This window comes from Paenibacillus sp. FSL E2-0178, from assembly GCF_038593005.1.
Lineage (GTDB): Bacteria > Bacillota > Bacilli > Paenibacillales > Paenibacillaceae > Paenibacillus_AQ > Paenibacillus_AQ phytohabitans.
In genome coordinates, this window is sequence record NZ_CP151953.1 from 4,336,447 (window position 1) to 4,361,550 (window position 25,104).

Below are 25,104 nucleotides of genomic sequence, written 5' to 3' on the forward strand. Positions count from 1 at the left end.
GTAATAACAAAGGGAGCACTGCTATTACAGCAATGCTCCCTTTGTTAAAATATAAGAATTTCTATGTTTCACATGATAATTTATCCTTCTATTTCTCGCTGAAACGAATGCCGTCCTATCAAGGACGGCGTAGCCGTTTCTGCTTGTGTTCTTATGGTTCTCCTATGCTGAGTCAGTCCTCAGGTCCAGGCCCACAGGAACCCGTCGCGGTCCCAGGCAATCCGGCCGCCGTGCAGCTTGCGGAACGCCTTCTTCACTTCTTTGGACAGCGATGCATTTCCATTCTCATTCACAAAGACAAATTGTTCACCGAAATTCGCCTTCACATATTCAATCGCTGCGGTCTGGTGCAGGGTTCCTGTAAATTTGATTTCCTTGACCATCCATTCCGCCACTTCCTGTGCGGTTACTTCCATGGGGTAGTGCTCCTTCCTGCTTATCCTGCTTGTAGATTTCCCCATTATAGCATGAATACAACGGCTTCCAATGAATCAGTTCCTGAAACAATCCGGAGTTTATTAGAAACATAATAGATAGAGCAGCGTCTATATATGGAAACTTATTCTATTTAATTCCAACAAAACAGAAAGGAGATTAATGATGAATCTGTATAAAAGAATACTGCCCGCTTGTCTGCTGCTCCTTCTCCTGCTGCAAAGCTTCACCTCAGCCGCCTCAGCCGCTTCCCCTGTCCCGGCAGCTGCGCCAGCCCGTCCGATTACCGTCAATATCAACGGAAGCTTTATCACCACAGACAGCAGCCCCTTTATTGAGTCTGGCAGAATCAAAATATCGGTCCGGACGCTCGCCTCACTCGGACTGACTTATTCCTGGGATACAGCAACCCGCACCGCTACAATCACTAATCCGGCCAAGCATACATTCCGTTTGATCCAGGGACAGCTGACAGCCTACAAAAACGGCCAGCCTGTCCAGTTGGATAGTGAGGCAGGTAATTATAACGGCCGGATGATGGTTCCGGCCCGCTTCGTCAGTGAAGCCTTCGGATATAGTGTGTACTATGAGCGAACGCGCAGCATCCTCTTCATTACCAGCAAGGATTATGTTCCGGATACCGCTGCTCTGCTCTCCAGTGACTTGGCAGCAGCCCGTCTCGCAGCCATCTCCCTGCCCATTCAATACAACTTCACGCCTGTTTCCGTAGCGGAGAGTGGGCAATCACGGAATTATACGTACAGATTTGCCGCAAATGATGCTACTCGCTATGTCTATGAGAACGCGCTTGTCTCAACCGTCGTTGAGATTAAGGACGGAGCTGCCCATGCCGTCTGGCAATACGGCACGAATGGAATCCCCGGCTATGATCTGTACACTACAATGGGAGGACAGCAGCCCGGATATATGGCTGAGATGTCTCATGATCATTTCCGCTATTTTGGCGGAGGCTACCGGGCTTCCTACCAGACAGCAGCGGATGGCTCCTATCAGTCCTTTCCTTACTACACACGGAATTACGGAGAAATTATCCAGCCTATCCCTGAATAGCTGAGTAGAACCAGACCAAACCACTGTCCATGATTGATGGGCAGTGGTTTGTGTACAGTAAGTCGCCTTAGTGTTATTGCCAAGCCGGGTAAGTCCAGCCTCTACCTTCTCCGCGCAGCCACATTGACCACACCATAGCGGTAGAGCACCTTCTTCCCGAACCAGCCGAACAGCCTGTCGGTGAAGAAGCCCATGAAGCCGAGGCAGAACAGCCCGACGAATATCCAGTCCGTACGGAAGAACAGCCGCGAATTCCAGATCAGATAACCGACACCTTCGTTGGAAGCGATCATTTCTGCCCCGATAATAGCCATGTAGGAGGTTCCCATTGCCAGCCGTACACCGGTGAAGATATATGGAATCGTAGCCGGCACAATCACGTGCAGCAGAATCTGCCATTCATTTGCCCCCATACTGCGGGCCGAGCGGACCTTATCCTCCTCCACCGACATTACACCGGTCAAGGTGTTCAGCACAACGATGAAGAAGGTAGCGTATATAATCAGGGCAATCTTCGACTGCTCCCCGATGCCGAACCAGACCAGAAAAAGTGTGATGAAGGCAATCGGCGGGATAAAGCGGATGAAATTCAGGAACGGCTCGGCAAATATACGGATGACGTTTACTTTTCCGATGATCAGCCCTGCCGGAATAGCCAGCAGACTGCCGAGTACCCAGCCGACAAGCACGCGGTAAAAGCTGATGCCGATATACTGCATCAAGGTCCCGTCTTGGACCAGTTCCCTCCCTCCCTTAAGCGTGGCCCATGGCCCGGGGATGACATCCGGACCATACACCCATGCGCCCAGCTGCCAGATGCAGAGTGCGGCAATCCATAGCAGGGAGACCGAGACCCATTTTTTCTCCACCCATTTCAACATGTACTGCCCTCCGATCCTATTCTTCAAAATGGCTCTGAATTTGGTTATACAGCGAGTAGAACTCCGGCGAGGCTACATCCCGCGGAAACGGCAGCGCATTGTCGTATATATTGGTGATATTGGAGGAAGGCCCCACGGACATGATGCCGATGCGCTCACCCAGCAGCAGTGCTTCCTGAATATCGTGCGTTACGAAAATAACGGTCTTATGCGTTTCACGCCATATTTGCACCAGTTCCTTCTGCATCGTCCGCCGGGTCATGGCATCCAGCGCGCCAAAGGGCTCATCCATCAGCAGAATCGCCGGATCATTCGCCAGTACCCGGGCCAGCTGTACCCGCTGCTTCATCCCTCCCGACAATTCCTTCGGGAATTTATCCTCATGCCCGTTCAGCCCGACTAGCGTGATATACCGGTCTGATATCGTTCGGCGCTCTGCCTTGGCCGTCTTCTTCATCCGCAGTCCGAACTCTACATTCTCCCGCACCGTGAGCCAGGGGAACAGGGAAGAGTCTGCCTGCTGGAACACAACCGCCCGGTCCCGGCCCGGCTTATCCACCTCGACATTGTCCACCCGCAGATTGCCGCCAGATTTGGAGACAAAGCCTGCGATCATGTTGAGCAGCGTTGATTTGCCGCAGCCGCTCGGGCCTAGCAGGACGAAGAATTCGCCGCCTTTGATCACCAGGCTCACATCTTTGATAATATAATGAACGTCCCCGGCCGCAGGCTCGCTGTAGCTCTTGCGCAGCTGCTCGATATGGATGGCATGCTGTTTGGCAGGTAAAGACATGAGGCACCTCCAGAAAGTTAAGTTATTTCGTGTAAGCTAAGCTACTTGGCAAAAGTCACTTTATCCGGCAAAGCCTGCTTCAGCGGGTCCAGACTGAGCTTGCTGTCCAGATCAAAATCCTGTTCAATGATTCCTGTATCGACCATATACTTTTTCTGTCCGGCAAGACTGTCATAGGCAGCCTGGGTAAAGCCCACCTTCCACGGATTCGTCGGCAAGTCCTTCAGCGTTGCTTCCTTCGGCTGCTTCAGTTCCTTGAACATCAGATCGGCCACTTCCTCCGGATGCTCCTGGGCATAAGCCGCAGCCTCGTCCACCGCCGCCAGGAATTCGCCAATTCCCTCAGGATTCGCCTGCACAAAGGCATTCCCGGCGACAATCCCCATCCCCAGGCGTACTGGGGTCTTCGACATATCCGTCAGCTCATGTACACCCTCAAGCGCAGCCAGCTTATCCGTCAGCGCTGAACCGCTGAACCAGGCAGCATCCACATCGCCCTGCTTCAGTGCAATGAAGGCTTCGTCGAACGCACCCTGTCCTGTCAGCTTCACGTCGCTTAGCGCAATGCTCTGCTCCTTCAGGTATTCATCCCACAGATACGGCAGAAACGTACCGCGCATGAAGCTTAGGTTCTTGCCTTTCAGATCCGCAGCTGACTTGATCTCGTCCCTTACGTACAGCTTCCATACCGCCGCTGCCTGATCCGTAGCCTGGCCGGCGGAAGCAATGATCGAATACTCGCCTTTGGAGACGGCATTGAGCACCGGGAAATCAGCACCGAAGGCCACGTCTACCTGCTTGATGAAGAGCGCATTTACTCCCTCAGCCGGAGTGCCGAAGTTGATGATTTCTGCATCGATGCCGTGGTTGGCGAAGATGCCTTTATCCACTGCTACCCGGAAGGTAGGATTCGTATTGATGTCGGCAATTCTAATCTTCAGAGTCTTCTGCTGGCCGCCGGCCGTTCCTGTGGAAGCCGCCGCGTCTCCCTTGGAGCTGCAGCCGGACAGAACCAGTACCAGAGATAAGGATAAGAGCAGGAAGGCTGGGCCGTACCATGATTTTTTCAAAACTACGCACCTCTTCGTCTATAAATTTCTATAGCTTATCTAATTATCTAACTGGTTCTCCGGACGCTGCCTTCTTCCGCAGTAGCCACACAAGCGGCCCCCTCTGTAAACGGAAGTGTGGTCGCTACACTCACTACCGAATCCGATCCCTTCGGCGCAGCTCCCGGCACTCTGAAGCTGGTCACATCGATGGCCTCGATGGCAATCTCCTGCGGCTTCGCCAGCTGCGGCACCCAGGCATAGGGTACACGGTAGGAACGGTAGACCATATTCGTATTGCGGCGGTCGGTGTACGGGGAGATATACTCCCAGACCAGCTCATGCTCCGCCGTCACCTCGAACAAGCGCCCGTTCGAACCCTCGGTAATCAGCGTGTTGCCGTTCGGGAGCCGCTGCGCCGAGCTGATATACGGGCTATAGAATTTATAGGAATCAGTCGGAACGGAGAATCCGGCCTCCGCCGAGGTATACTGCCACTCGATATCCAGTGTCACCGGATTAATCTCCAGCACCCGCGAGTGGTCACGCAGCGCATTCTTCTGTCCAAAAGGTGAAGAGGGATTCGGCAGCCCGTATCCGCCCCAGCCGCCGTTATCGAATACGAGCAGATTGCCTTCGCCCGGCAGTCCCTTCGGAATGATGTGGGCATGATGCTGGCCGATAATCCAGTCGATATGCTTCACTTCAGGCAGAGAGTAGTCCGGTCCCAGCCGCCAGACGATAGCCCCGCTGCGCTTGTCGGTGATGGCAATGATATTCGCCTCGCGCGCATCCCAGATAATATTGTCCGGGTGGAAACGCTCGTCTCCGTTATCATAGAATTTGTTCGGCCCTACGTAGGAAGCGGAGTTAATATGCAGCCAGTCGCCTACACCGCCGCCCAGATCTCCGAAGGAGCGGGTGTTGGGATCGCGGAAGAGAACATTTCGTGCCGCCTGATCAAATCCAAGCTCCGCGAAATGATCGCTGGCCGCCCACTCCCAGATCACATTGCCTTCCCAGTCCACTTCGATGATCGTGTCATCCAGCAGCTGCTTATCGGAAATCTCAGGATTGTGCAGATTCTTATGCGCTAAGATCAGCGTTGTCCCGCTGTTAGCTGAAGGTTCCAGCCCGGGAGCGTAGTATCCGACCGGATTGCCCTCCCGCTGATAGTCGTGATGCTGGCGGGCGTACCACAGCGGCTCATACCCCGGGTCCTCGATATGCTCGTAGCTGTTGTATCTCCAGACCACATTACCGTCCCAGTCGACCTGAACCAGATCGACATTATCCTGAATGCCGAATTTGGGATCTCTTCTGCCCGTGCTGCCCAGGACGTAGCCGCCGGGGAGGATTTTGGCAGGAAAGCCGATCAGCCCTTGCCACAGATGCACTTCCTTGCCGCTCATATCGATCAGCACGACTCCCTCGTCGCCAGCCTGAAATACAGTGTAGCCGCTCCATGCCTTGGACGGGTTATATACCGTCGCCCCTGTCGGATAAATTGTTGAATGTCCCATGATCATCTCTCCTTAAAGTTTTGTTAGCGTAGACTTCGTTGATGCACTTCGCAAAACTCACTTCGGAAGCACACGCTTAAGTTGTGTTAGCGGAAGCTTCATTTTCAATAGCTGAGATAGTTCTTCTTCACCTCTGCACGCGGCTTCTGTTCAGGCTCTTGAGGTACGGGAATTTCAGCATTTTGCTGTGCCAGCTTCAGCAGCGTATCCGAGAACCCTTCCAGATTGCCGATGACCCGTTCATAGAAGCGGCTCTGCTGCTCAAGCTCCTCATCCGTAAAGCCCTCGAACAGAAGCGTAATACATCGGGCACCGATGTTGCCGTTGCGCTCCACCATCTCCCGGCCCTTGGCCGTAATATCAAGCAGGACGGTTCTGCGGTCATCTTCCTTGCGTCTGCGCACCGTATATCCGCCGGCCTCCAGCTTGTCACTCAGCGCCGTTATAGCGCCCGAAGTGAAATCGAGCTGCTCTGCCAGATCACCCAGCCGCTGCTCACCATCGCGGATAATCTTTTGCAGAATCAGCATGCCGGGCAAGGAGATCCCCTCCACGCTTACGCGGTCACGTTCCTTGACGAATCTGCGCACCATTTTGCGGAACAGGTGGTCTGCCTCCTCCAGCCGCTCCCACGGGTTATCTTCCATGCGATCTCTCCTCTGCTGTCCATCCAAAGGAACCCAAAAAGGCCCCCGGAAAATCCCCTGTACGGGAATATTTGCGGGAGCCTTTGGTGGTCCAATCAGCTCAAATATGATGGTCGTATTTATTATTTCACTGTTCATTTAATTAGAAGTGAAGGATTGCTGTTATCATATACCCCTTAAACCCACCTGTCAAGTATGAATATATTCGATAAATGTTAAAAGGACTGCGGGGTGCTCTTACGGCAGTGGAGAGCTCATAGTACTGTAGGCGTATTATTGTTGCATTATTTGCAACTTTGGTTCTTGGATAGCTGCCTGTTCGGGAGGATTGTTGTATGGAATACAAGAATTATCTTGATCATCTGCTTGGAAGCGAAGGAGATGTTGCATTTCCTGCAACAATTTTGGATTTTGGCCGATTTTAGGAGGGGAATGTTGTATTTGATGCAGGATTTTAAGTCACTTAGCTTACCCGGCAAAAAGCGAAAATGATCGGTGTTGTCAGCCGGAAAACCTCCGGCTGACCTTCTTGTGCGAAGATTCCAAGTGCTGGCGCCAAGCTGCTGATCCGGAGTATTAAGACAAACTCACCACATAGGTGAGGAACTGATACACGTTGTCTTTCAGCACAGTTGCTGTGGCCAGAAGCTTCTTGCCCGAGGGGCTCCAGTGCAGCTGGTCAGACACGCGGATATCATTCAGCACAGGCGTCTGTTCTCCGGTCTCCACCTCGGTAATGAACAGGTCTTCCTGGTCATCAGCAGAACCTGCTGCAGTGACCGCATAGGCCAGCTTGCTGCCGTCCGGCGACCAGCTGGTACCGAAGATCTGCTGGCCTGCAGCAAGCTGGGACTGTTCATTGCCTTCACTGTCACAGAGCTTCAGCACCATCTCACCCGGTCCCTTCCGTTCGACAATTGCGAGCGTGCTCCCGTCCGGTGACGGAACAACCCACATCACATTCTTGCTCAACACCTTGGTCTGCTTCGTGTCGGTATCGTAAGCGCTCAGCTGGCTGTCTTCACCCGTAATATACAGAATACGGCTGCCGCTCTGCAGGACCTCATGTACATAAAGGATGCCGGTCTTCAGCACTGTCTCCTGCTTGCCGTTCACATCCGCGCTCATGATATTGCCTTCCATATCTGGATAAATCACATGATCATTATCCGCCCATCTTCCTTCTTCGCTTCTGAACTCCGCATCGCTCATTTTCACCGAAACGCCTGTGGCCAGATCCATAATATAGCCAAGTCCAGTAGCTTCATACAGCTCTTTGTAGAATACATGCGTCTTGTCCGGAGACATTTGCGGTGAACCATAATTCAGCTCCCCCTCCTGCAGCGGAGTCTCATCACCCGTGGAGAGTGTATGCAGATAGAGATTCAGCGGATATCTTTCCTGGCCTTCGATCACCTGCGCAGGGAGATTACGGTTTTCTTTGGTCACAACCATGACGTCCTCGCTGACAAAATCCGTGCCCCGCACACCCTCCACCTTATCGATCCCTTCTAGCTTCAACTGCGTATAGACGGATTCGCTAATGTTATCGAGAACCGTAATTTTGTGGCCGGATTTCTCCACCACCTGCCTTGTTTCAGTATTCTCCGCAGCGCAGCCTGTCACGGACAGCAGAAGCGCACCACATAGCAGAATTGCCCGCACCTTGCCCTGTCTTCTATTGTTCTCAGCATTCATTAGGCTTCCCTCCAGCTTGTGTTACTCCCAGCATACCGGATGCTTATTTCCAAACCGCATATAGAATGTTTCCAAGTTGTAAACTAAGTCCCCTCAGGACACTAAGGGAAAAGACAGCTCAAACGCCGCCCCCTCGCCTGAGCTTTCCAGCAGTGCTATGGTTCCGTTCTGCTTCTCCACCAGGTTACGGACCAGCGAGAGTCCAAGCCCTGTGCCTCCCGAGGCTCTTGAACGGTCACGGTTAACGGTGTAGAAGGGCTCGAAGATCTTGTCCCGCGACTCTTCAGGAATACCGATACCGGAATCGCGGATTGTAATCCATACCCGCCCGTCCCTGACCTCGCTCCGCAGATGAATGCTTCCCTGCGGAACATTATATTTGATCGCATTGTCGAGCAGATTGATGAAGATATGCATGAAGCTCTCTTTATCGATCCAGATATGCGCCGGCTTGACGTCAAGCGATACCGTAAGGCCATAACGCTCGGCCTTGCCTTTCATCCGGCCGCATATATCCCGCAGCATGCCCTCGACCTCCAGCAGCTCTGCCTGGGATTCGAAATCATATTTCTCCAGCGCGGTCAGCTGCAGCACCTTCTCCACCATCTCATACAGCCGGTCTGTCTCCTTGGCAATGCTGAGCTTGGCATCATGCAGCAGCTCGGGGTCATCGTCATACATGTTCAGCAGATCAACATACGCCTTGATTGAAGTCAGCGGTGTCTTGAACTCATGGCTGATATTCCCGATGTACTGCTTCTGCTGCTGCTCCAGCGCCTGCAGCTTCTCCACCGCGAGCTGCAGCTTGCGCCGCTCCTCATCCTTCGCGGCAATGCTGCTCTCGATCTCCCGGCTCATGAAGTAGATGCCTTCGGCCAGCTCACCGAGTTCATCCTTGCGCTTCACAGGCGGAGCCGAGATGTAATCGGCACGGCGGATATCCTCCGCTGATTTCTTCAAGCGGCCGATCGCTGCCGCAGCGCGGTTGAAGTACAGGTACCCGATGATGAAGCTGAGCACCAGCACCGCGCCCCCTGTCGTCAGGAACAGATTAAGCAGCGTCTGCTGGAAGCTCCGGGCGTCCTGCAGCGAGTACTGCAGCTGCACCACACCCATCTGCTCCTCCGGCCCCTGCAGAGGAGCCAGATACAGCAGCTTGTCGCCTTCACTCTGATAGGCGACTTTATTATTCAGCGCGTAGTCCAGCGCCGCGCTGACATCCGGCCTGCCCGGCCCCGGCTCACCCTGAGCCGAGGTTCCCACCTGCTGGCCCTGGCTGTCGTACAGGGTCACCTCCAGGCCGGTGTACCCGGCCAGCTCGGCGGCCAGCGCCCGGCCCCGCTGCTGCATGAAGGCCTGCGGCGTGAGTCGCACGCCGGTATAGTAAGTCTGCTTCACGCGCAGATTAACGGTTGTGACATGCTGGGCCAGATAGATCTCCGTCTGACCCTGCTGATTCCGCTCCACCCCGCGCAGCACGAAATAACTCAGCACGCTGAGCGCAAGAATAAGCAGCAGAGCCAGGAACAGGCTGAACTTCAGCTTGATGCTGACTCTCATAGGTAGCTACCCGCAGGCACAGCCTTATAGCCGACGCCATAGACGGTCTGCAGGATGTTCTGGTAGGGCTCGCCCAGCTTTTTGCGCAGCCGCTGAATATGGATATCCACCGTACGCGTTCCCCCGGCGTAGTCCATATCCCACACCTGCTCCAGCAGCTCCTCGCGCATATACACCCGCTGCGGGTGGGAGAGCAGCAGCAGCAGCAGATCGAATTCCTTCGGAGTCAGCTCAAGGCTCTCCTCCCCAAGCTCGGCGCTGCGCCGGTCGGGATGCACCCGCAGAATGCCGTATTCGATCAGCTCGCTCTTCACCTCGGCCGTATTCTTCTCCAGCCTGCGCAGCAGTGCCTTGACCCGGGCCAGCAGCTCGCGGATCTCGAACGGCTTGGTCATATAATCGTCTGCACCAAGCTCCAGGCCGACAATTTTATCGACAATATCATTTTTGACGGTCAGCAGAATAATTCCGATATCATCACGGTTCTCAAGCTTGCGGCACACATCATACCCGCTCAGCTTCGGCATCATTACATCCAGCACCAGCACGTTCGGGTGGAAGGTGTTCGTCTTGCTCAGCGCTTCCTCCCCGTCACCGGCGGTATCGACCTCATAGCCTTCACGCCGCAGCGCATAGGCAATCGCACTCACAATGGCCGGTTCATCATCGACGACCAGTATTTTTTTCATAGGAGGTTCATCCTTCCGTTTGCACTTGCTTGGGTAAGGGTAAATATATTGCTGTGTGCCTACAAGAATAACGCAAATGGAGAAGCCGGATCAAGGAAATGCAGGCTTCGCCGGTATTTACTACTAGAATCACCGTTCGGGCCTGCTGGCAAACACAGGTTAGGCAAATGCTTTTAGTACGAACCAGGGCTTCCTAAACATTTAGGTTATCTTTAAGAAGACTTAAGCTTCATTTCAGTATTGACGGGTAAACTGTACTTAGCTGAAGTTCACTAGCCGCCGCAAACCAATAACCCTGAACGATATAACCAATCATGAAAAGAGGATAACAGACATGAACATAAAACGAATGAATATTAAGCGGGTAATGATTGTCGGAACGATGGTTGTAGCCATGTCCTTCGGAGGAACTGCCTGGGGCAAGCCAGCATTACATACCCTTCCCGTTGCCAAATGGTCTACATCTGATGTGGCCGATACCGATGAGCTGCTGGACGCCCTGAACCTGAGCCAGTCCTCCGATGAAGAGCTGTACGACGCCCTATATGACGGCAAATCCCTGCGTACCATTGCAGAAGAGAACGGCGGGAATATCAATAATGTGATCAACCTGCAGGTCAAACAGCTGACCCAGCAGCTGGAAGCAAGACTGGCGGGCGGAAGCATCAATCAGCAGCAATACACCGCACAGAAGGCTGAACTGAGAGAGATCGTGACGCAGAGTGTGCTGACTTCGTTTGGCTGAGTGAATCCGGCAGGCTGAATCACGTAAATTCAATACCGTTTATTTGAAAAAGGCTGTCTCACCTGCAGAATTACTGCGGTGGGGCAGCTTTTTTGTGTGTAGTACCCCTACGGCCTGGTAAATGTACGTTCGCCGCACTCTTATTGTTACTGCCTGGTGAAAATAGAGTACTATATAGGCTCTACGTAAGATTGGGGCGTGAATCCCGATTTCATCCGCTTTCCGGGGCGGCGATCAGGCAGCTTTTTATATAATCCTGCACATAATATAGGCGTGTTGATTTCCCAAAAAAAGGGACGAAAAAGGCCGCCATTTCGGGTAATGGTAAGTACGACCAAACCAAACCGAAATGAGGCGACCTCATGAATAAATATACCCCATTTTTAGCCGTTTTCAAACAAGTATTAACACCGGAAGAAGTCCAAATGGTGACTGGACAAACCAAGGACTACGTGGATAGAGGAACCAAAATGACCGTCGGGTTGCTACTCGATTACTTTGTCCAAGCCTGCTACCACAAATGGGACGGCTTCCGGCAAAGTGCCCGCTTAGGCCCAAACTTTGACTTGCCTGAGATTCATTACTCCACCCTTTCCGGCAAGGCCGGTGAAGTCCCTTACGAAATCTTCAAACGTATCTTTCAACTGCTCGTCAAGAAATGTAACCGACAAACCCGGCGGCATCTGAATCTTCCTAAAGATCTTCTGCTGATTGACTCGACGACGGTCACGGCGGCGAATTCCCGAATGCCTTGGGCCTCATACAAAAAATTTAGAGGGGGCATTAAGCTGCATGTCGCTCTTTCGCAAGGTCAGCGTTTACCCGTGAACGTGGAGGAATCGATTGCGAAGCGCAATGACGCTCCGTTTGGAGAAGTTTTGGCAGATACGGACTACATTTTGGTACAGGATCGGGCGTATGGAAAAATTAGCAGATTGGATCAATATGTGCTCCAGGGCCAGTCGTTTGTGATTCGACTCAAAGACAATCTCCATTTGGTGAAGCCGAGAAACCTCCAGCGACCCGCAGAGGGAGAAACGAAAATTGTTCGTGATATGACTTGCTATATCGGTCAAGGGAAGTGCCAATCCGCTCAGCGCCACCGGGTCGTAGAATTTGAAAATGACCGGGGGGAAGTCGTACGGGTCGTGACCGATTTGAGAAAAGAGTCCGCTCATGTAATCGCCGAAATCTACAAGGCACGCTGGGAAATTGAAGTCTTTTTCCGCTGGATTAAACAGCATCTGAACGTGCCATGTCTATTTGGAACCACCGAAAATGCAGTATACAGCCAATTGTTTGTGGCCCTTGCTGTCTATGTACTTCTGAGACGCGTTTATGATGAAATCCACCCCAACGTGCCTGCCTTTGCTCAACTGACCCTTTGGGAATTTATGCAGCATTGGCGTATATTTAGTCTTCCGCTGGAGTGGCAGGTTCAATTGAGTCTGCTCAGGAACAAGGTTGTTTTGGGAATTATATCCATTCCATAATATGGGGAATCAACACGCCTGCACATAATACAACATTTCCTTCATCCTATCGGCCCAAATCCAAAATTGTTGTACAAAAGGCAGGATTTCACCTTTCTCAAGCGACTTAGCAGGATTATTGTTGTAATTCTTACAACAATCCACCTGAAAACCTGGCTATCCATGGATCAAAGTTGCAAAACGTACAACATTCAAGTCTGCAGTGCTCCTAAGAAGTTATCATTCTACAAGTTCACCGTAATCCTTGTAACTCACTTCAATTTTTTCCGACTGCGCAGTTCAGAAATTCTGTCACTCGCTTTTGTTACAGCCCGTTCCGCTAATTCTCGAAGGTCGAGCTTCATTTCGTTCCCATTCCTCCTTAAAGTGCGTAATCGGAATGAGCATTTCTGCACTTGACCGCTTCAAGCAAACTTACCGACACCGCAAAGAGCACATCATCACAGCAGCGCTCCTAATATTAATGCTTTAACGCCCTTCATTCCTTTCACAGCGCCGACCATTCATAAGAGTTAAGGTTAAAATATTTACTGAACTCAGCAACTATAGACTTTGCATGTTCTTCTGAGGTTGCCTCAAATATAGTAATACCTCTTAGATTGCACCTGCTAATATCCGCGAGTCCGCTAAATTTCTGTGCATTTACGCCAATTTCACGCAGACTCAGACAATTTTGAAAGACGGATAAGTCACCAACCGGATAGTTAAACTCCTCCAGCTTGCGCAATTCTCCCAGAGCAGCCATGTCCGATTCATCTGTCGCCCGACGGTCTGTTCTAAAAATGGTAAGATTCTTCAAGTCCTTCATAAAGGTAAATCCGGATATTTCCACTTTTTTGAGTTCCAGCTTTTTTAGCTGTTTAAGGTTCGAGATATAGCTCAAATCACCAGCCTCTAATTCTTCTAAGCTTAATTCAGTCAAGTTTACTAACGCTCCTATTGTTTTGCTATTGATGGAGTCCATTCGAAACAATCTGAGGGATTTTAATTTTTTTAGATCCTTTAGTTTATGTACATCCTTTAATGAAAGTCTTGCTAGTGTCAATTCCCTTAAATCCTCCAAGTAAACTAAGTGCTCCAAATCAGACTCCGTGAACGAGGCCCCTCCTATTACAAGTTCTGTTAATCCAGGCAGCTGTTTGAGTACATCGTAATTGGCAATGTTGCCGGTATGTATAATAAGTTCTTTGAGATTAGGCATGCGGGTTAAAAGACCCAGCGGCACTACTCCGTGTTTTTCCGCAAGCTCAGGTCCGATAAAGACCCTTTTCTGTTTGATTAACATTTCTGTAGAGATACAACCTTCTTCAAGCTTATCTTCAAAATACTCTGCCCAGAATCCGCTAACCGGAGTGAGGCTGTTTTGTTTGTTCTGCATGTTGGTCAGCTTCGGCAAATCGTCAAACAAATGTCCCCGCTTCCGGTGAACATAGATCACTTCCTCCATGTCCGTAGGGTTTAAATCACCCGTTCTGAGTTCTGATACAATAGATTCTATGAACTGCCCGAAACTCTCGGCAATAACATAGGAGATATTCGTATTACGGTCTAAGGAAATAATCTGGCTATAGCTCCCTTTTGCTCCGGGTTCCAAATCCATTATTAATAATGAGTTTCCGCCATCTTCAGCAAAAGGAATCCAGCCCTTTTTATATCCTCCTTCCTTCACTGCATCAGGCTTCCCGGAAATAATGTCATACGGTAGATCCTGTCGCCATTTCCAAGTACCCGTTACCGACTGTAGGGTTATCCAGCGAAACCCAGCCATGACGCCCATGACCTGCTCTCCCTCTCCGTTATGCTTCATATAGAGTTTCCTGAACTCATAAGGAAATTGGAAGCCGATCAGGCTCTCTGCCGCGATTATTTCTGCTTCCACCACTGGCGGGTTCAGCAGCTCCTCGACATCCGGTATATACATTTTTAAAGCCTCAACCAGGCTGCACTCGTCTTTTTCATTAAATAACGGCATATAGTAGCCCCATTTCTATGTATTAGGCTCTTCAACAGAACAAAAATATTGCATCTCTAAAAAGATACTCCATTCTTTTTAGAAGGGAGGCGACAGCAGCAGCATTCGGCCCTCCAGTCGCCTGTCACGGCCGAAAATACTGCCTAACCGTCCCCCTGCCCTTTTGGCCCTCTTCCATTCCCCCAGCCTCTTCCGCCTCTACTCGGACCTCCACCTCCGCAAAAGCCCCGTTCACCAGCGTAAGCTGCGGCGGCAGATGGCCGCAGTCGATATCATACACAACCGGCAGACCCAGCTCGCTGGCCAGCTCCTGATAGACATCCTCCACGGTGTAATTCTCCATAGGACGGTTAGCTGCGCTCCGGCCGAACATCAGGCCGCTGCAATGGTCGAACCAGCCGGCCAGCTTCATCTGCAGCAGGGATCTGCGCAGATCCGTCACCGACAGCTCGCAGTTCTCCAAGTACCACAGGATGGGCTCATTCTGGATGTAATGCTGCCGGAAATACCGCACATCCCCATACGGCGTGCCGATGAGATGCCGGATTACGTCAATGCAGCCGCCGAGCAGCCGGCCCTGCATAGTTACGTTCTGATTACCTACAGTCTTCCAGTTGGTGATTTCGGTAAGATTGAACACATGGGGTGAAGGCTCCCCGCCTCCCCATTCCAGCTGGTACTGCTGCGAGGAATGCTGAAGTACCGGTTCCCCGCTTGCTGTAGACAGCACGGATTCCCACATAGCTGTCACCGGGTCTGTCTCTTTTCCACGTAAATCAATAAAATTGGTGCCGTGAGCAGTGGCGATGCCTGTCCGGAGAGTAACAGCCAGCAGCAGCACACTGATATCAGAGTAGCCGAGAATCCATTTGACCTTCATGTGATCGAAATCTACCTGCTCCAGGATCTCGATCAGCAGCTCCCCGCCCCACGGCGGAATCACGAGCCCGATGCTGTCGTCGGCCATCATGGCATTGAATTCAGCCGCACGCACGCTTGCCGGTGCAGACTTGGCCTTATCCTGCGTCCACGCCGTTGCACCGCAAACTACGCCATAACCCTGCTCCTGCAGCCGGCTGCAGGCAAGCTCAAGCAGTTCACGCAGTTCCTCCCCTACTCCCGATGAAGGAGCTGTCACACCTATAACTGCTTCTGCTTCTAATGACGGATATCTGATCATTTTTGCGTATCCTCCTTAATCCTAATAAAAAGTGATACCCAAACCATAAGCAGTTTGAATATCACCTTTTTTTGAATATCACCTATATGTTTGTGTATGTCATTTATCTATTTACCGTGATGGATCGTGTATTTATCGTTGTTCCACCTTGTATCTTTGCCACTTAGGTCCCCGGCTTATCACGGCTGATCTCCAGGATATCCAGGAAAAAGACGAAGATCGGAATGCCGAGGATCAGTCCCCATACGCCGATATAATGCTCGGAGAACAGCAGCACGATGAAGGTGTAGAACATTGGAAGGTTCATTTTGGAGGACATCAGCTTAGGGTTGAGGAAGTAGCCTTCCATGACATGCAGCACGGCAATCATAGCCAGGATGTAGATCGTCATCACCAGTCCGCCGGTATTGTAGCCGATGATGCATAGCGGAATAAGCGAAATGACAAAGCCGACCACTGGAATCAGGCTGAGCATGAAGATCATAATAGCGAGCGCAAAGAGATACGGGAAGGGTTCGAAAAAGAAACCCATGATCCATAACCCGACAACCGTGAACAAAGTATTGAACAGCGCAATCAGGATCTGGGCTTCAATGACTTTACCGAAGGAGGCTATGAATTTCCTGCCGAAATACTCAAGCTCTACATAGAACCAGGAGATCTTGCTGTCTCTCAGGCGGGAGGTGAAGTTGACAATTCTGTTCTTCTCCAGGATGAAGACAAGGCTCAGAATCGTTGACAGGACGAACGTAGTTCCCCAGTTGCTGATTTTGAACACGTATTCAATGCCCTGATTCAAATAGCTCTGGTAATTCAATTCCTTAACCATGCTGAAAAGATACTGCATAATCTCGTTCTGTGGAATGTCATCAGAGGTTAGTGTTCCGAGAAACGCGGTTAATTGCTTAATCTGCGAGAAGACCTTGGGCAGATATTTGACAAGGGCCAGTACGATCATAGTGATGAGCGCTAAGTACAAAATAATAATGATTACCTTGCTGTTCACCTTGACATATTTGCCGATCCTTTTGCTCAAAAGCACCTGAAAGCTGTTCATTACATAAGCAATCAGGAACGTCAGCAGCACCAGATTCAGCATGTCTCTAATACTGTACAGCAGCAGTCCAATCAGTGCCAGAATTAAAAAGCGCCGGACTGTTAAATTTGCAAAGTAACGCTTGAATACTTCCATTGTTTCCTTGTTCCTCTCCATTCGCAGGCGATTAGGACCTTTAGTTATAGTGTACCGTAACGAAAACAATTATAGCAACTTCGGCAGAGTCAAAAATACGCGAAAAAACAAACTTTATGTCATCTTGCCTGAACTTCGGCTGCTTTATGCTATAATGTGTGCGAAATCGTGAAAGTTAAAGCAATTTAATTCCAAATCAATGGAGGCTGCATCCTTTATGGACAAAATCATCTGTATTACCGGCGCATCATCCGGCATCGGCCTGGCATCAGCGCTGAAATTCGCAAATGAAGGCTGGACCGTCTACGCCGGAACCCGCCATCTGGAGCGCGATCAGGAGCTGTACCGTAATGTGGACAATCTGCACTTCGTAGAGCTGGAGGTCACGCAGCCGGACAGCATTCAGCGGGTTATCGACCAGATCGATCAGGAGCACGGGACACTGGATGTACTGTTCTGCAACGCCGGGTTCGGCTATCTCCGGGCACTTGGACAGGCTCCATTCACTGATATCGAGCGCATCTTCGACACTAATGTGTACGGGGTTATGCATACGATCCGGGCCGCACTGCCCCTGCTGCGCAAGACCGGTTACGGCCATATTGTCGCTACCTCCAGTGTCGGCGGGCTCATTGGACAACCGATGAACGAGATCTACTGCGCCAGCAAATTCGCGGTGGAAGGGCTGCTGGAGAGTCTGGCTACCTATTACAAGCCGCAATTCAATATCGACATTACCCTGCTTGAGCCGGGGGCTATCGCTACAGAATTTAATAAGACCGTTCTTGGGCATGTAGCGGACACCGGCGGCATCCTTGAAGATGAGTACAAGCCGATTCTCGATGCCTATACAGGGACCTTCCTGAAACGGAATGTAGAACCGCAAACTGCTGGGTCTGTAGCAGATGTTATGTGGGATCTGGTTCAGCTGGAGACCAAGCCGCTGCGCCTGCGCACCTCCGAACGGGCCGAAGAATTCGTCTCCCGCAAGGTCAGTACAGACCCTACCGGACTTGACGGTGTACTTCATATTCGCAAAATCCAGCTGGATATGTAACTACAGCGTCGTCAGTCTTCCGCTTCCCCGGCCAGCTCCTTCGTGATCAGTTCCTGATTGCTGCGGTGGAAGTTGGACATATTGCGCGGGAAAGCACAGCCTTCGATCAGAGCATCAACCGTTTCCTGGATGCCTGAAGCTACAGCCATACGCATGTTGTGGATATACTTCAGGCTCTCTTCCTTGCGCCGCTCCAGTTCGGGGCGGCTGTCCGCTGCCTCCCCGTGTCCGGGGACCAGCAGCGTGAACGGGTGCCGGGCCAATATCTGCTCCAGCTTGCCGAGCGTTGCTTCGTAAGCCGGACTGCTGTCGTAAATATAGGGGAACTCCACGTCAGACAAGTAGTCTCCGGCAATAAACAGCCCGGCAGACTCCACTATTGTAAATAGCCCGTCATCCGTATGGCCGGGAGCAGCATAGCCTGTCAGCTTCAAATCCCCGAATACCAGCGTCTGCCCTTCCTGCTCCATCACATGATCCACCTGCGGATACGTGATTTCATAGTCTCTCCTGAGATAATAACTATCGTCAAATGCCCGGATCTGTTCAAGAATATCTTCGCGTTCCCCGGCGCTTTTGTCCGCCAATGCCCTGCTTGCGATGACTTCGGCATCCCTGAAGGCCCCATACCCGATAATATGATCGAAATCGGAATGGGTGAATAACAGGAGCAGTCTCCGCCCGCCGAGAATATCCTCCGTGTACTGCCTAATTTCCTCCACCTCACGGGGCAGCCAGCAAGGATCCGCTACCAGCACACAATCCGCCGTCTCTACAACAAGTGAATTCGTCAGGTAGAGATCACTCTGGAACAGAGTGACGGGGCCACGCTTCCATTTAAACATCAAATACCTCCCAAGGGACATTACACCCGCTTTATAGTTTACGATTCTTATCATACGACTATTCTACATCTAGTGTTTCGGAAGGCAGGAACATTGAATACAGGAACATTACAAATGATTAAAGAAACCTGCTCCTATTTGGGTTTGCGAGAAGCTGGCTGCGGAAACCTCCAAATGAGAAATTTCTTCTTTGAGTTTAGTAACATTTTGGGTTTATACGTATCTAAACTATAGGGATTTAATACCTAAAAAATGGAATAAGGAGAATTCGATATAGTGAACAAATATTACAAAAAGGGCTTCATCGGATGGCTCACTGCGTCCTTGCTGTTCGCGGGAGGCGCCCTAACTACAGGAACGGCTTCAGCAGCAGCTTCCGCTATTAAAATTAGTATCAATGACCTTTACGCGGATACCGATGTGGCCCCGTACATCACCAATGGAACCACCATGGTTCCATTGCAGGTGACCCAAAAAATACCCGGAAGCTCGGTACAATGGAATAACTCATCCAAGACCGTCACCCTCACTCGAAACGGTGAAACCATCACCTTAGTGGCGGGCCAAAAAACAGCAAAGATCGGGAATAAAGAAGTGAAATTAGAAGCGTCCTCGACCCTAAAGCAGGGGCGTGTCATGGTTCCCTTACGCTTTATCGCGGAATCCACTGGGGCGTATGTCCTCTGGAATCCCAAACAACGGGTCGTATTCGTTGCCAAATCTAGTGATGCACTAAAGGAACAACTCGCATCGTCCAATCTGGCCGAAGCCCGAACTGCCGCTCTGAAATTCCCCCGGATTAGCTCGTTGGAAGCCTTCAAAATCACTAACGAAGATGGGGGAAATCATAGCGAACAAAAATGGACAGCCACCTTTAATTCGGTCAAAGCCTCAAGCGGCCTGTTCTTTTTACCTCTAAAATTCACCAATCAGGACGGCGAACTTCCGATAGTAACGAGTCGAGTCGCATTTTTTCATTTTATGGGACATGTCGGACAAGCGAATTATGGGTTTATTGAGCCTAACGGGGAAGTTACCACCTTGGGGACAAAGAGAATGGATTTAAATCAGTTTTTCGAAATTCAGGAAGAGAAACAACCTTAAAGCATATCCACACACAAAGCGGGCAGCGCCACTCTACTTAGGCGTTGCCCGCTTCTTTATGATAGGTCTTTAACTTGAGTATAGGCTAACAGTTCCGTCACTATATGGGAAACCGCATCCTCTCGCTGAATACGAATACGCTGACTGATGGTTTCAATATCTTCTTGAAACAGTTCGATGATTCGTAGCATGGCCTCGGGCTGCTGATGCTTGGCCGCATGCAGCAGTTCTAAAAATTCGCTGTCTGTGATAATTGCTGGATCATTTTTCGCTTCCATTTGTTTACCCCCTGTTGACTCATGTGTAGTTGCGCCGCGACCTCTGCTTCTGTCATTTCTTGCAGATACAGTTTTTGCAAGATCACCCTTCCTTTAGTCGGTAGCGTGTCCAACAATTGCTCAATGGATATTCGGTTAATCATATCCTCCGTTTCATCCTCTTGAGTCAGGCTGGTATCAAAAAGGACACACTCATTCCGATAGGTTTTTTTGCATCGGTATTGCAAGCGCCATCCAATCCGATACACTTCCCTACGATAACGCTGTATTATTTGCTGTTCCATCCCCGTTGTACCTCCTCTTCTTCGATTGTCCTTCTACACATAGGGAAATTTTAGGTGATGGTTAACAACCATAAAACGAACATATGTTCTGTTATTTTATCACATTTAGTGTGTATCTACGTAACATAATTTTCCCTATTTGCATATTGCATACAGAAAGGAGGGGTATCCTGATGTCTCCCACTGATCTGATTTCCTTGGTTACAAACGTCGGATTCCCGGTAACGCTATGTTTCATCTTGATTCGCTATGTTCTACAAACGATAGGCGAGCGACTAGATCACTTAGACCAGTCGCTCGCCCAGCTTGTTAAAGCGATTCAGAACCTTCCAGACAACACAAAATCCTCAAAAAAAGGAAACGATTCTTGAAATTAATAGTTTTTTGGTCAAATCGCACATTTGTGCTACTCCGCGGATTTACGTGCGGCCATTCATCGTTAACCAGCGAAACGCTTCTGTTTGGATTTGCTGGCGGCGCAATATCCTGCTGTAAATTGAGATACTGGGGCCGCCTGTTCAGGGAACAAACCCGGTTCTCCAAGTATCAAACAACATGTGAAATAAACGCTAGCTAAACTACCAGCGGATAGTACACGTTTTGTTTTCTATCAGCAACAGATAGTGGACTTGCAAATTCCATATTCAATCCTGATAATATTCTGCTACCCTATCAGGAAGCCTTTGGCTGTTACCGATCGACAAGCCGGAACCGGGACATGTATTCCGGGATCTGCATGCGTCCCATCGGTGCGCTAACAAAGGGCGATCCGATTCCCCAGCATCATGCAGGAGAGCAGGTTGCAACTTCAGGAAGCCGTGTACCGCCGTTATTCGACTCCCCATGCTAAAAGAAAAGGTTGTAGACTACCCTCTAAATTTCCCCTTATAGATGAGAAGCAATAAATTGGCCAGCTTCTTAATCTGATCAGATGAAAAAACTTTAAGGGAGAGATAGAATATGGCATACACTTATGCAAGTTATACCGCTTCAAATGGGGTCGTTTTAAATACAATCAAGACTTCTCCTAACAATATCTATATTAAATATATTGGTGCTGTTCCTGTAACAGGACAGAGCACCACTGGAGTAAATGGGGGGTACTTTGACCCGGACACAGGTAATTTGCTTCAAATTGCTGTAAATAATGATGTCGCTGTTAATGGTTCTGGATACGGCGGAGGATCTGCAAATCTCGGTTCAGTTCCTCGTGGTACTTTAGTATGGGATACTACAGAAAGCCAGTTTTCGGTACAGGTCAAGCAAACAAAGGATCAATTGGCTGTAGTGAAAAGAACAGCTTATTGGGCGCAAGGAGGCATCAGCATGTCTCTAAATAGCGATAGTACTTGGGCTGCTCAAGCTGACAGTGAGAATATGCAAAACAGAACTGGAAGTACCGAGAGAACCGGACTGGTTTATAATAATACCAATAACATCTGGCTGGTTGTAACTCTAACCAAATGTACGGCAGCTGCTTTTAGAACAGCCATTAAAGAAAAAGTTGGATCCGGGACACTTGTTAACGGAATTTTCTTAGACGGCGGTAGTTCTACTCAAATAAAGTCTGCCGAAAAGACAGATGGAGCCTCCTCTCGGCCCGTTTATCAGATGGTAGCATTGCGAAGCTAGACTATAATCCCCTGCTTTCTTCATTCTCACAAGACAAAAGAACATTCCCCTTTAGAATCTGAAGGGGGATGTTCTTTTGTCGAATTTATATAATTTAGATATAATTTTCGTAACTAATTTATCTTTAAATAAATGTAACTTTTTGGAATAATATCCGTCTAAACTAGGGGATGTTAAGATAATGGAGGAGGTATAATATGAAGAAAATCGCAAAAAGTATAGCTGGTTCCTTGATTATAGGAATTTTAGCAGGTTGTTCAGAGAATTCCAATGTTAATCTCAAACAAGATATTACAAATCACGAGGTACAAGCTTCAGCGCCTCAACCATCATCGGACCAAAGCACATTTAAGGCGGGTATATTTATTGACTTAAATGATATAAAGGACGCGAATTTTAATGAAGAAATTAAAAACAGCTTAAATATATTGATGGGCGCTTTAGTTAACAAAAACGAGGAAGAGTTTAAGAGCGCCTTTGCAACTAATCAATCTGCTGATGCACATAACTTTATGCTTGGAAAAGACTACTCTTTCGACAAGATAAATTCCATTGAACAAGATTCAGCTGGAAGAACAATTGTATCCCTTGAAGTTAAAGTTAAGGATAGTTCAGATATTCGAGAACACAATCTTTCCTTTTATTTTGTGAAGGATGATCAAGGGGAATGGGGGTTAAGAACTATAGATTAATAAATTTGCTGGGGAGGTCTGAAAACTCAACGTCCTGTTTTTTACATTCTGAAAAAGAAAAAACCCCAAATCCTTCCCGCCCGACAAGCCGCCTTACTTAGCAGTTCGTTGGGCGTTTCTTTATGAAGGAAGAATGCTCGAGCAAGGAGTTTTGAATAATTCCACACACAAAGCGGGCTGCGCCATTCCAATAAGTGCTTTGCCCGCTTCTTCATACCATATCTTCTACTTGAATGTAGTCTAAAAGCTCAGTCACAATATGGAAAAATCCATCCTCTCGGAATACGAATACGCTGACTGATGATTTCAATATCCTCCAGAAACAGTTCGATGATTCGTAGCTTGGCCGCCTCACGATAACACTTTGCTGATTGAGGAGCGTTTCCCTAGAACCATCGACATAATAGGCAATGTATATTTAATTTCCCACTCAAAGATTCAGAAATTGGTTGAGACACTATAGCTGTCATGCGCTTTTTTCCAAATTTCCGCGTTTTTCGGATCCATTTCTTCTAAGCGTTTAAATACAGTCGGATCATTTTCAAATCTGTCAAAAAGCTGGTAATACTGAAAATCGTATGAGTTTAATTGCATGTCATTCCAAAGTTTAGCTGCAGATGGATCATCTTGATTAAAAATCAGATATTCGACCCAGTTGGTTTTTCTTTGTTCGTTAGAAAACATCGACAATAAATTAATGTATACATTTTTAGCAGTCGTACCACCGACTTTTATGTATGGCTTACAAATTAAAGGAATGAGGTCCGTATATTTGTCCCCAAGGTCAAAAGCTAAACTGATAGCTTTGGATCTTACTCCCGCGTTTGGTTCAGTAGGTATAATTTTCGTGATTGAGTCAATAGCAGCTTTTCCGTATTTATCTCTAAACAAATCTATTATCGTATTTCTAACTATAAAGTTTTTATTCACTGCAATTTCTTTACCAAGTAAAGGGAGTTGATCAGCATTTGCAACAGACACAATTATCCTATACGCTGCTTCACTCTTAGGGGAAGTTGACAGAATTTGAGGTTCAGTTTCGTTTAAGAATAGAATAAAGTTTTTCATTAAGTATTTCGAAAAAAAATCTATCGCACTACTTTCGGAAGCTTTAGAGCTGGAAGCATATTCTGCTATTGCATGTAACAGCAGTTTGCGATCTAAATTTAACAGGTAATTTAAATTTTTTGCATCTGTCTTACTTAATGTATATGCATCTTTTTTATAAAGACTCGATAAACGGGTATTTACATCTTTTTGAAATACGGTAGTAATTTCAACGTTTACAGACAAAGCAGAAGCATAATTGAAGCAATTTAGGATTGAAAGCAGCATGGAAACAAATAATAACAATATTATTTTTTTGTAAAAAATCCTCATTTACATTCCCCCTTGTATTATTAAGCAATCAATACTCCAACACGGTATATGACTTTATCAATACTCGCAATGACTTCAGCTACAATTATAGTTCAGGATAGATAACTAAAATTTATTTCACTATTCTAAGATGTGTTTTTTCTTCATTTTCTTCACTCCTTATATGCATCAATAGTTCAGTATCTTCGAACTGCGCAACATCTAATGGGCAGGCTGGTTACAAATAAAGGTAAACTTCACCAAGGCATCGAATTTAAGGTAAAAAAGTTCGTGTAACATTGGGAGGCGCTTTTCATGGGATTCAAATCAACAATTTTGGTAGTTGAAGATGTAATGAGATCAAGAATGTTGTATGAAGATATACTTGGCTGCAAAGTGGAATCGGATTTTGGTATATACAATCTAGGATTTATAGGCGGTTTTGCACTTTATAAAAAATCCCTTTTTGCAGAATTAATTAATAGTAATGATATTGTATTCAAAGCACAAAATTTAGCTGTTTATTTTGAATTTGATGATATTAATTCGTTAAGAGACAAGATTATCGCTAATGGTTTCGAGCTATTACATGATATTCAAGAGCAACCTTGGGGACAGATGGTTTTTCGTTTCTTTGATTATGATAGGCATATCGTTGAGGTAGCAGAAGACATGGATACTGTTCTCGTTAACATGTACAAATCAGGCATGTCTGAATCAATGATTGCTAATAAGACTGGTTACACTGAAGATGATGTGAAAAAAATATTAAATCTTAATAAAAGATGAATCGGAGAGTCTATGACTCTACTTTTCAGTTTAAGTCAGTTGTTAGTTTTTATATTAGAGTAGAACCTTCAAAACGAGCTCTTCTGGAAATCGCTAATGAGCAGTTTGCGTCAACCATCCATCACAAACGGAGCAA

The 25,104-nt window shown here is 48.4% G+C and carries 24 protein-coding genes; 8 read left to right on the forward strand and 16 right to left on the reverse strand.

Annotated elements, in window-relative coordinates; genetic code table 11:
* Window positions 1–179: 179 nt before the first annotated feature.
* Window positions 180–416, reverse strand: a complete 237-nt coding sequence (locus tag MHI42_RS18755) for a hypothetical protein (protein WP_039300082.1) — start codon at window positions 414–416, stop codon at window positions 180–182.
* Window positions 417–597: 181 nt separating this feature from the next.
* On the opposite strand from MHI42_RS18755, the gene MHI42_RS18760 reads away from it, so the two are divergent.
* Complete coding sequence (locus MHI42_RS18760) at window positions 598–1,506, forward strand: copper amine oxidase N-terminal domain-containing protein (protein WP_342420321.1); 909 nt, start codon at window positions 598–600, stop codon at window positions 1,504–1,506.
* Window positions 1,507–1,607: 101 nt separating this feature from the next.
* On the opposite strand, the gene MHI42_RS18765 is transcribed toward MHI42_RS18760, so the two are convergent.
* The 8 genes from MHI42_RS18765 to MHI42_RS18800 form a co-directional block, all read right to left on the reverse strand.
* Window positions 1,608–2,387, reverse strand: a complete 780-nt coding sequence (locus MHI42_RS18765; protein WP_342420322.1) for an ABC transporter permease — start codon at window positions 2,385–2,387, stop codon at window positions 1,608–1,610.
* Window positions 2,388–2,403: 16 nt separating this feature from the next.
* Window positions 2,404–3,180: an ABC transporter ATP-binding protein gene (locus MHI42_RS18770; RefSeq protein ID WP_171720367.1), complete on the reverse strand. Its 777-nt coding sequence runs from the start codon at window positions 3,178–3,180 to the stop codon at window positions 2,404–2,406.
* Between the two features lie 41 nt (window positions 3,181–3,221).
* Window positions 3,222–4,250 (reverse strand): ABC transporter substrate-binding protein, encoded by a 1,029-nt coding sequence (locus MHI42_RS18775; RefSeq protein ID WP_342420323.1) that lies wholly within the window; start codon window positions 4,248–4,250, stop codon window positions 3,222–3,224.
* Window positions 4,251–4,297: 47 nt separating this feature from the next.
* Entirely contained in the window at window positions 4,298–5,752 is a 1,455-nt protein-coding gene (locus MHI42_RS18780; protein WP_342420324.1) for an aryl-sulfate sulfotransferase, read from the reverse strand.
* A 104-nt stretch (window positions 5,753–5,856) separates the two neighbouring features.
* Window positions 5,857–6,399: a MarR family transcriptional regulator gene (locus MHI42_RS18785; RefSeq protein WP_342420325.1), complete on the reverse strand. Its 543-nt coding sequence runs from the start codon at window positions 6,397–6,399 to the stop codon at window positions 5,857–5,859.
* A gap of 576 nt (window positions 6,400–6,975) precedes the next feature.
* Window positions 6,976–8,097: a hypothetical protein gene (locus MHI42_RS18790; RefSeq protein WP_342420326.1), complete on the reverse strand. Its 1,122-nt coding sequence runs from the start codon at window positions 8,095–8,097 to the stop codon at window positions 6,976–6,978.
* 93 nt (window positions 8,098–8,190) lie between these two features.
* Window positions 8,191–9,657, reverse strand: coding sequence for a HAMP domain-containing sensor histidine kinase (locus MHI42_RS18795; protein WP_340990191.1), 1,467 nt, complete (start codon window positions 9,655–9,657; stop codon window positions 8,191–8,193).
* The gene (locus MHI42_RS18800) at window positions 9,654–10,346 is read right to left on the reverse strand and encodes a response regulator transcription factor (RefSeq protein ID WP_342420327.1); all 693 of its coding nucleotides are present in this window, start codon (window positions 10,344–10,346) and stop codon (window positions 9,654–9,656) included. The genes MHI42_RS18795 and MHI42_RS18800 overlap by 4 nt, the downstream gene beginning before the upstream one ends.
* 334 nt (window positions 10,347–10,680) lie before the next feature.
* Between MHI42_RS18800 and MHI42_RS18805 the strand changes: the two genes are divergently transcribed.
* Together MHI42_RS18805 and MHI42_RS18810 are read left to right on the forward strand one after the other, a co-directional pair.
* Window positions 10,681–11,091, forward strand: coding sequence for a hypothetical protein (locus MHI42_RS18805; protein ID WP_246354581.1), 411 nt, complete (start codon window positions 10,681–10,683; stop codon window positions 11,089–11,091).
* Between the two features lie 362 nt (window positions 11,092–11,453).
* Window positions 11,454–12,584: an IS4 family transposase gene (locus MHI42_RS18810; RefSeq protein ID WP_342420328.1), complete on the forward strand. Its 1,131-nt coding sequence runs from the start codon at window positions 11,454–11,456 to the stop codon at window positions 12,582–12,584.
* A gap of 487 nt (window positions 12,585–13,071) precedes the next feature.
* Here MHI42_RS18810 and MHI42_RS18815 read toward each other — a convergent pair whose 3' ends face one another.
* From MHI42_RS18815 to MHI42_RS18825, 3 genes are all read right to left on the reverse strand, one after another.
* Complete coding sequence (locus MHI42_RS18815; RefSeq protein WP_342420329.1) at window positions 13,072–14,556, reverse strand: SMI1/KNR4 family protein; 1,485 nt, start codon at window positions 14,554–14,556, stop codon at window positions 13,072–13,074.
* A 124-nt stretch (window positions 14,557–14,680) separates the two neighbouring features.
* On the reverse strand, window positions 14,681–15,736 hold the full coding sequence (locus MHI42_RS18820) for a S66 peptidase family protein (RefSeq protein WP_342420330.1): 1,056 nt from the start codon (window positions 15,734–15,736) through the stop codon (window positions 14,681–14,683).
* Window positions 15,737–15,899: 163 nt separating this feature from the next.
* Window positions 15,900–16,928: an AI-2E family transporter gene (locus MHI42_RS18825; RefSeq protein ID WP_042210130.1), complete on the reverse strand. Its 1,029-nt coding sequence runs from the start codon at window positions 16,926–16,928 to the stop codon at window positions 15,900–15,902.
* Between the two features lie 217 nt (window positions 16,929–17,145).
* On the opposite strand from MHI42_RS18825, the gene MHI42_RS18830 reads away from it, so the two are divergent.
* A complete protein-coding gene (locus MHI42_RS18830; RefSeq protein WP_342420331.1) occupies window positions 17,146–17,985 on the forward strand; it encodes an SDR family oxidoreductase in 840 nt (279 codons plus the stop codon).
* Between the two features lie 11 nt (window positions 17,986–17,996).
* Here MHI42_RS18830 and MHI42_RS18835 read toward each other — a convergent pair whose 3' ends face one another.
* Entirely contained in the window at window positions 17,997–18,830 is an 834-nt protein-coding gene (locus tag MHI42_RS18835) for an MBL fold metallo-hydrolase (RefSeq protein WP_342420332.1), read from the reverse strand.
* Between the two features lie 276 nt (window positions 18,831–19,106).
* Here MHI42_RS18835 and MHI42_RS18840 point away from each other — a divergent pair, with 276 nt between their 5' ends.
* Complete coding sequence (locus MHI42_RS18840) at window positions 19,107–19,934, forward strand: copper amine oxidase N-terminal domain-containing protein (RefSeq protein ID WP_342420333.1); 828 nt, start codon at window positions 19,107–19,109, stop codon at window positions 19,932–19,934.
* Window positions 19,935–19,990: 56 nt separating this feature from the next.
* On the opposite strand, the gene MHI42_RS18845 is transcribed toward MHI42_RS18840, so the two are convergent.
* On the reverse strand, window positions 19,991–20,212 hold the full coding sequence (locus MHI42_RS18845) for a hypothetical protein (protein ID WP_342420334.1): 222 nt from the start codon (window positions 20,210–20,212) through the stop codon (window positions 19,991–19,993).
* A complete protein-coding gene (locus tag MHI42_RS18850; protein ID WP_342420335.1) occupies window positions 20,164–20,496 on the reverse strand; it encodes a sigma-70 family RNA polymerase sigma factor in 333 nt (110 codons plus the stop codon). The genes MHI42_RS18845 and MHI42_RS18850 overlap by 49 nt, the downstream gene beginning before the upstream one ends.
* A 960-nt stretch (window positions 20,497–21,456) precedes the next feature.
* Between MHI42_RS18850 and MHI42_RS18855 the strand changes: the two genes are divergently transcribed.
* Window positions 21,457–22,128, forward strand: a complete 672-nt coding sequence (locus MHI42_RS18855) for a phosphodiester glycosidase family protein (protein WP_342420336.1) — start codon at window positions 21,457–21,459, stop codon at window positions 22,126–22,128.
* Between the two features lie 197 nt (window positions 22,129–22,325).
* A complete protein-coding gene (locus tag MHI42_RS18860; RefSeq protein ID WP_342420337.1) occupies window positions 22,326–22,820 on the forward strand; it encodes a hypothetical protein in 495 nt (164 codons plus the stop codon).
* A 438-nt stretch (window positions 22,821–23,258) separates the two neighbouring features.
* On the opposite strand, the gene MHI42_RS18865 is transcribed toward MHI42_RS18860, so the two are convergent.
* Window positions 23,259–24,200 carry a hypothetical protein gene (locus MHI42_RS18865; protein ID WP_342420338.1) on the reverse strand — a complete coding sequence of 314 codons (942 nt, stop codon included), beginning with the start codon at window positions 24,198–24,200 and terminating at the stop codon, window positions 23,259–23,261.
* Between the two features lie 294 nt (window positions 24,201–24,494).
* On the opposite strand from MHI42_RS18865, the gene MHI42_RS18870 reads away from it, so the two are divergent.
* Window positions 24,495–24,968 carry a VOC family protein gene (locus MHI42_RS18870; protein WP_342420339.1) on the forward strand — a complete coding sequence of 158 codons (474 nt, stop codon included), beginning with the start codon at window positions 24,495–24,497 and terminating at the stop codon, window positions 24,966–24,968.
* Window positions 24,969–25,104: the final 136 nt, after the last annotated feature.

Bases quoted from the DNA above. Each gene is read 5' to 3' on its own strand.
- MHI42_RS18795 (WP_340990191.1), bottom strand. From the start codon at position 9,657: ATGAGAGTCAGCATCAAGCTGAAGTTCAGCCTGTTCCTGGCTCTGCTG.
- MHI42_RS18805 (WP_246354581.1), top strand. From the start codon at position 10,681: ATGAACATAAAACGAATGAATATTAAGCGGGTAATGATTGTCGGAACG.
- MHI42_RS18770 (WP_171720367.1), bottom strand. From the start codon at position 3,180: ATGTCTTTACCTGCCAAACAGCATGCCATCCATATCGAGCAGCTGCGC.
- MHI42_RS18800 (WP_342420327.1), bottom strand. From the start codon at position 10,346: ATGAAAAAAATACTGGTCGTCGATGATGAACCGGCCATTGTGAGTGCG.
- MHI42_RS18860 (WP_342420337.1), top strand. From the start codon at position 22,326: ATGAAGAAAATCGCAAAAAGTATAGCTGGTTCCTTGATTATAGGAATT.
- MHI42_RS18755 (WP_039300082.1), bottom strand. From the start codon at position 416: ATGGAAGTAACCGCACAGGAAGTGGCGGAATGGATGGTCAAGGAAATC.
- MHI42_RS18760 (WP_342420321.1), top strand. From the start codon at position 598: ATGATGAATCTGTATAAAAGAATACTGCCCGCTTGTCTGCTGCTCCTT.
- MHI42_RS18865 (WP_342420338.1), bottom strand. From the start codon at position 24,200: ATGAGGATTTTTTACAAAAAAATAATATTGTTATTATTTGTTTCCATG.
- MHI42_RS18845 (WP_342420334.1), bottom strand. From the start codon at position 20,212: ATGGAAGCGAAAAATGATCCAGCAATTATCACAGACAGCGAATTTTTA.
- MHI42_RS18790 (WP_342420326.1), bottom strand. From the start codon at position 8,097: ATGAATGCTGAGAACAATAGAAGACAGGGCAAGGTGCGGGCAATTCTG.
- MHI42_RS18835 (WP_342420332.1), bottom strand. From the start codon at position 18,830: ATGTTTAAATGGAAGCGTGGCCCCGTCACTCTGTTCCAGAGTGATCTC.
- MHI42_RS18815 (WP_342420329.1), bottom strand. From the start codon at position 14,556: ATGCCGTTATTTAATGAAAAAGACGAGTGCAGCCTGGTTGAGGCTTTA.
- MHI42_RS18855 (WP_342420336.1), top strand. From the start codon at position 21,457: ATGGCATACACTTATGCAAGTTATACCGCTTCAAATGGGGTCGTTTTA.
- MHI42_RS18830 (WP_342420331.1), top strand. From the start codon at position 17,146: ATGGACAAAATCATCTGTATTACCGGCGCATCATCCGGCATCGGCCTG.
- MHI42_RS18820 (WP_342420330.1), bottom strand. From the start codon at position 15,736: ATGATCAGATATCCGTCATTAGAAGCAGAAGCAGTTATAGGTGTGACA.
- MHI42_RS18765 (WP_342420322.1), bottom strand. From the start codon at position 2,387: ATGTTGAAATGGGTGGAGAAAAAATGGGTCTCGGTCTCCCTGCTATGG.
- MHI42_RS18785 (WP_342420325.1), bottom strand. From the start codon at position 6,399: ATGGAAGATAACCCGTGGGAGCGGCTGGAGGAGGCAGACCACCTGTTC.
- MHI42_RS18810 (WP_342420328.1), top strand. From the start codon at position 11,454: ATGAATAAATATACCCCATTTTTAGCCGTTTTCAAACAAGTATTAACA.
- MHI42_RS18780 (WP_342420324.1), bottom strand. From the start codon at position 5,752: ATGGGACATTCAACAATTTATCCGACAGGGGCGACGGTATATAACCCG.
- MHI42_RS18850 (WP_342420335.1), bottom strand. From the start codon at position 20,496: ATGGAACAGCAAATAATACAGCGTTATCGTAGGGAAGTGTATCGGATT.
- MHI42_RS18825 (WP_042210130.1), bottom strand. From the start codon at position 16,928: ATGGAAGTATTCAAGCGTTACTTTGCAAATTTAACAGTCCGGCGCTTT.
- MHI42_RS18870 (WP_342420339.1), top strand. From the start codon at position 24,495: ATGGGATTCAAATCAACAATTTTGGTAGTTGAAGATGTAATGAGATCA.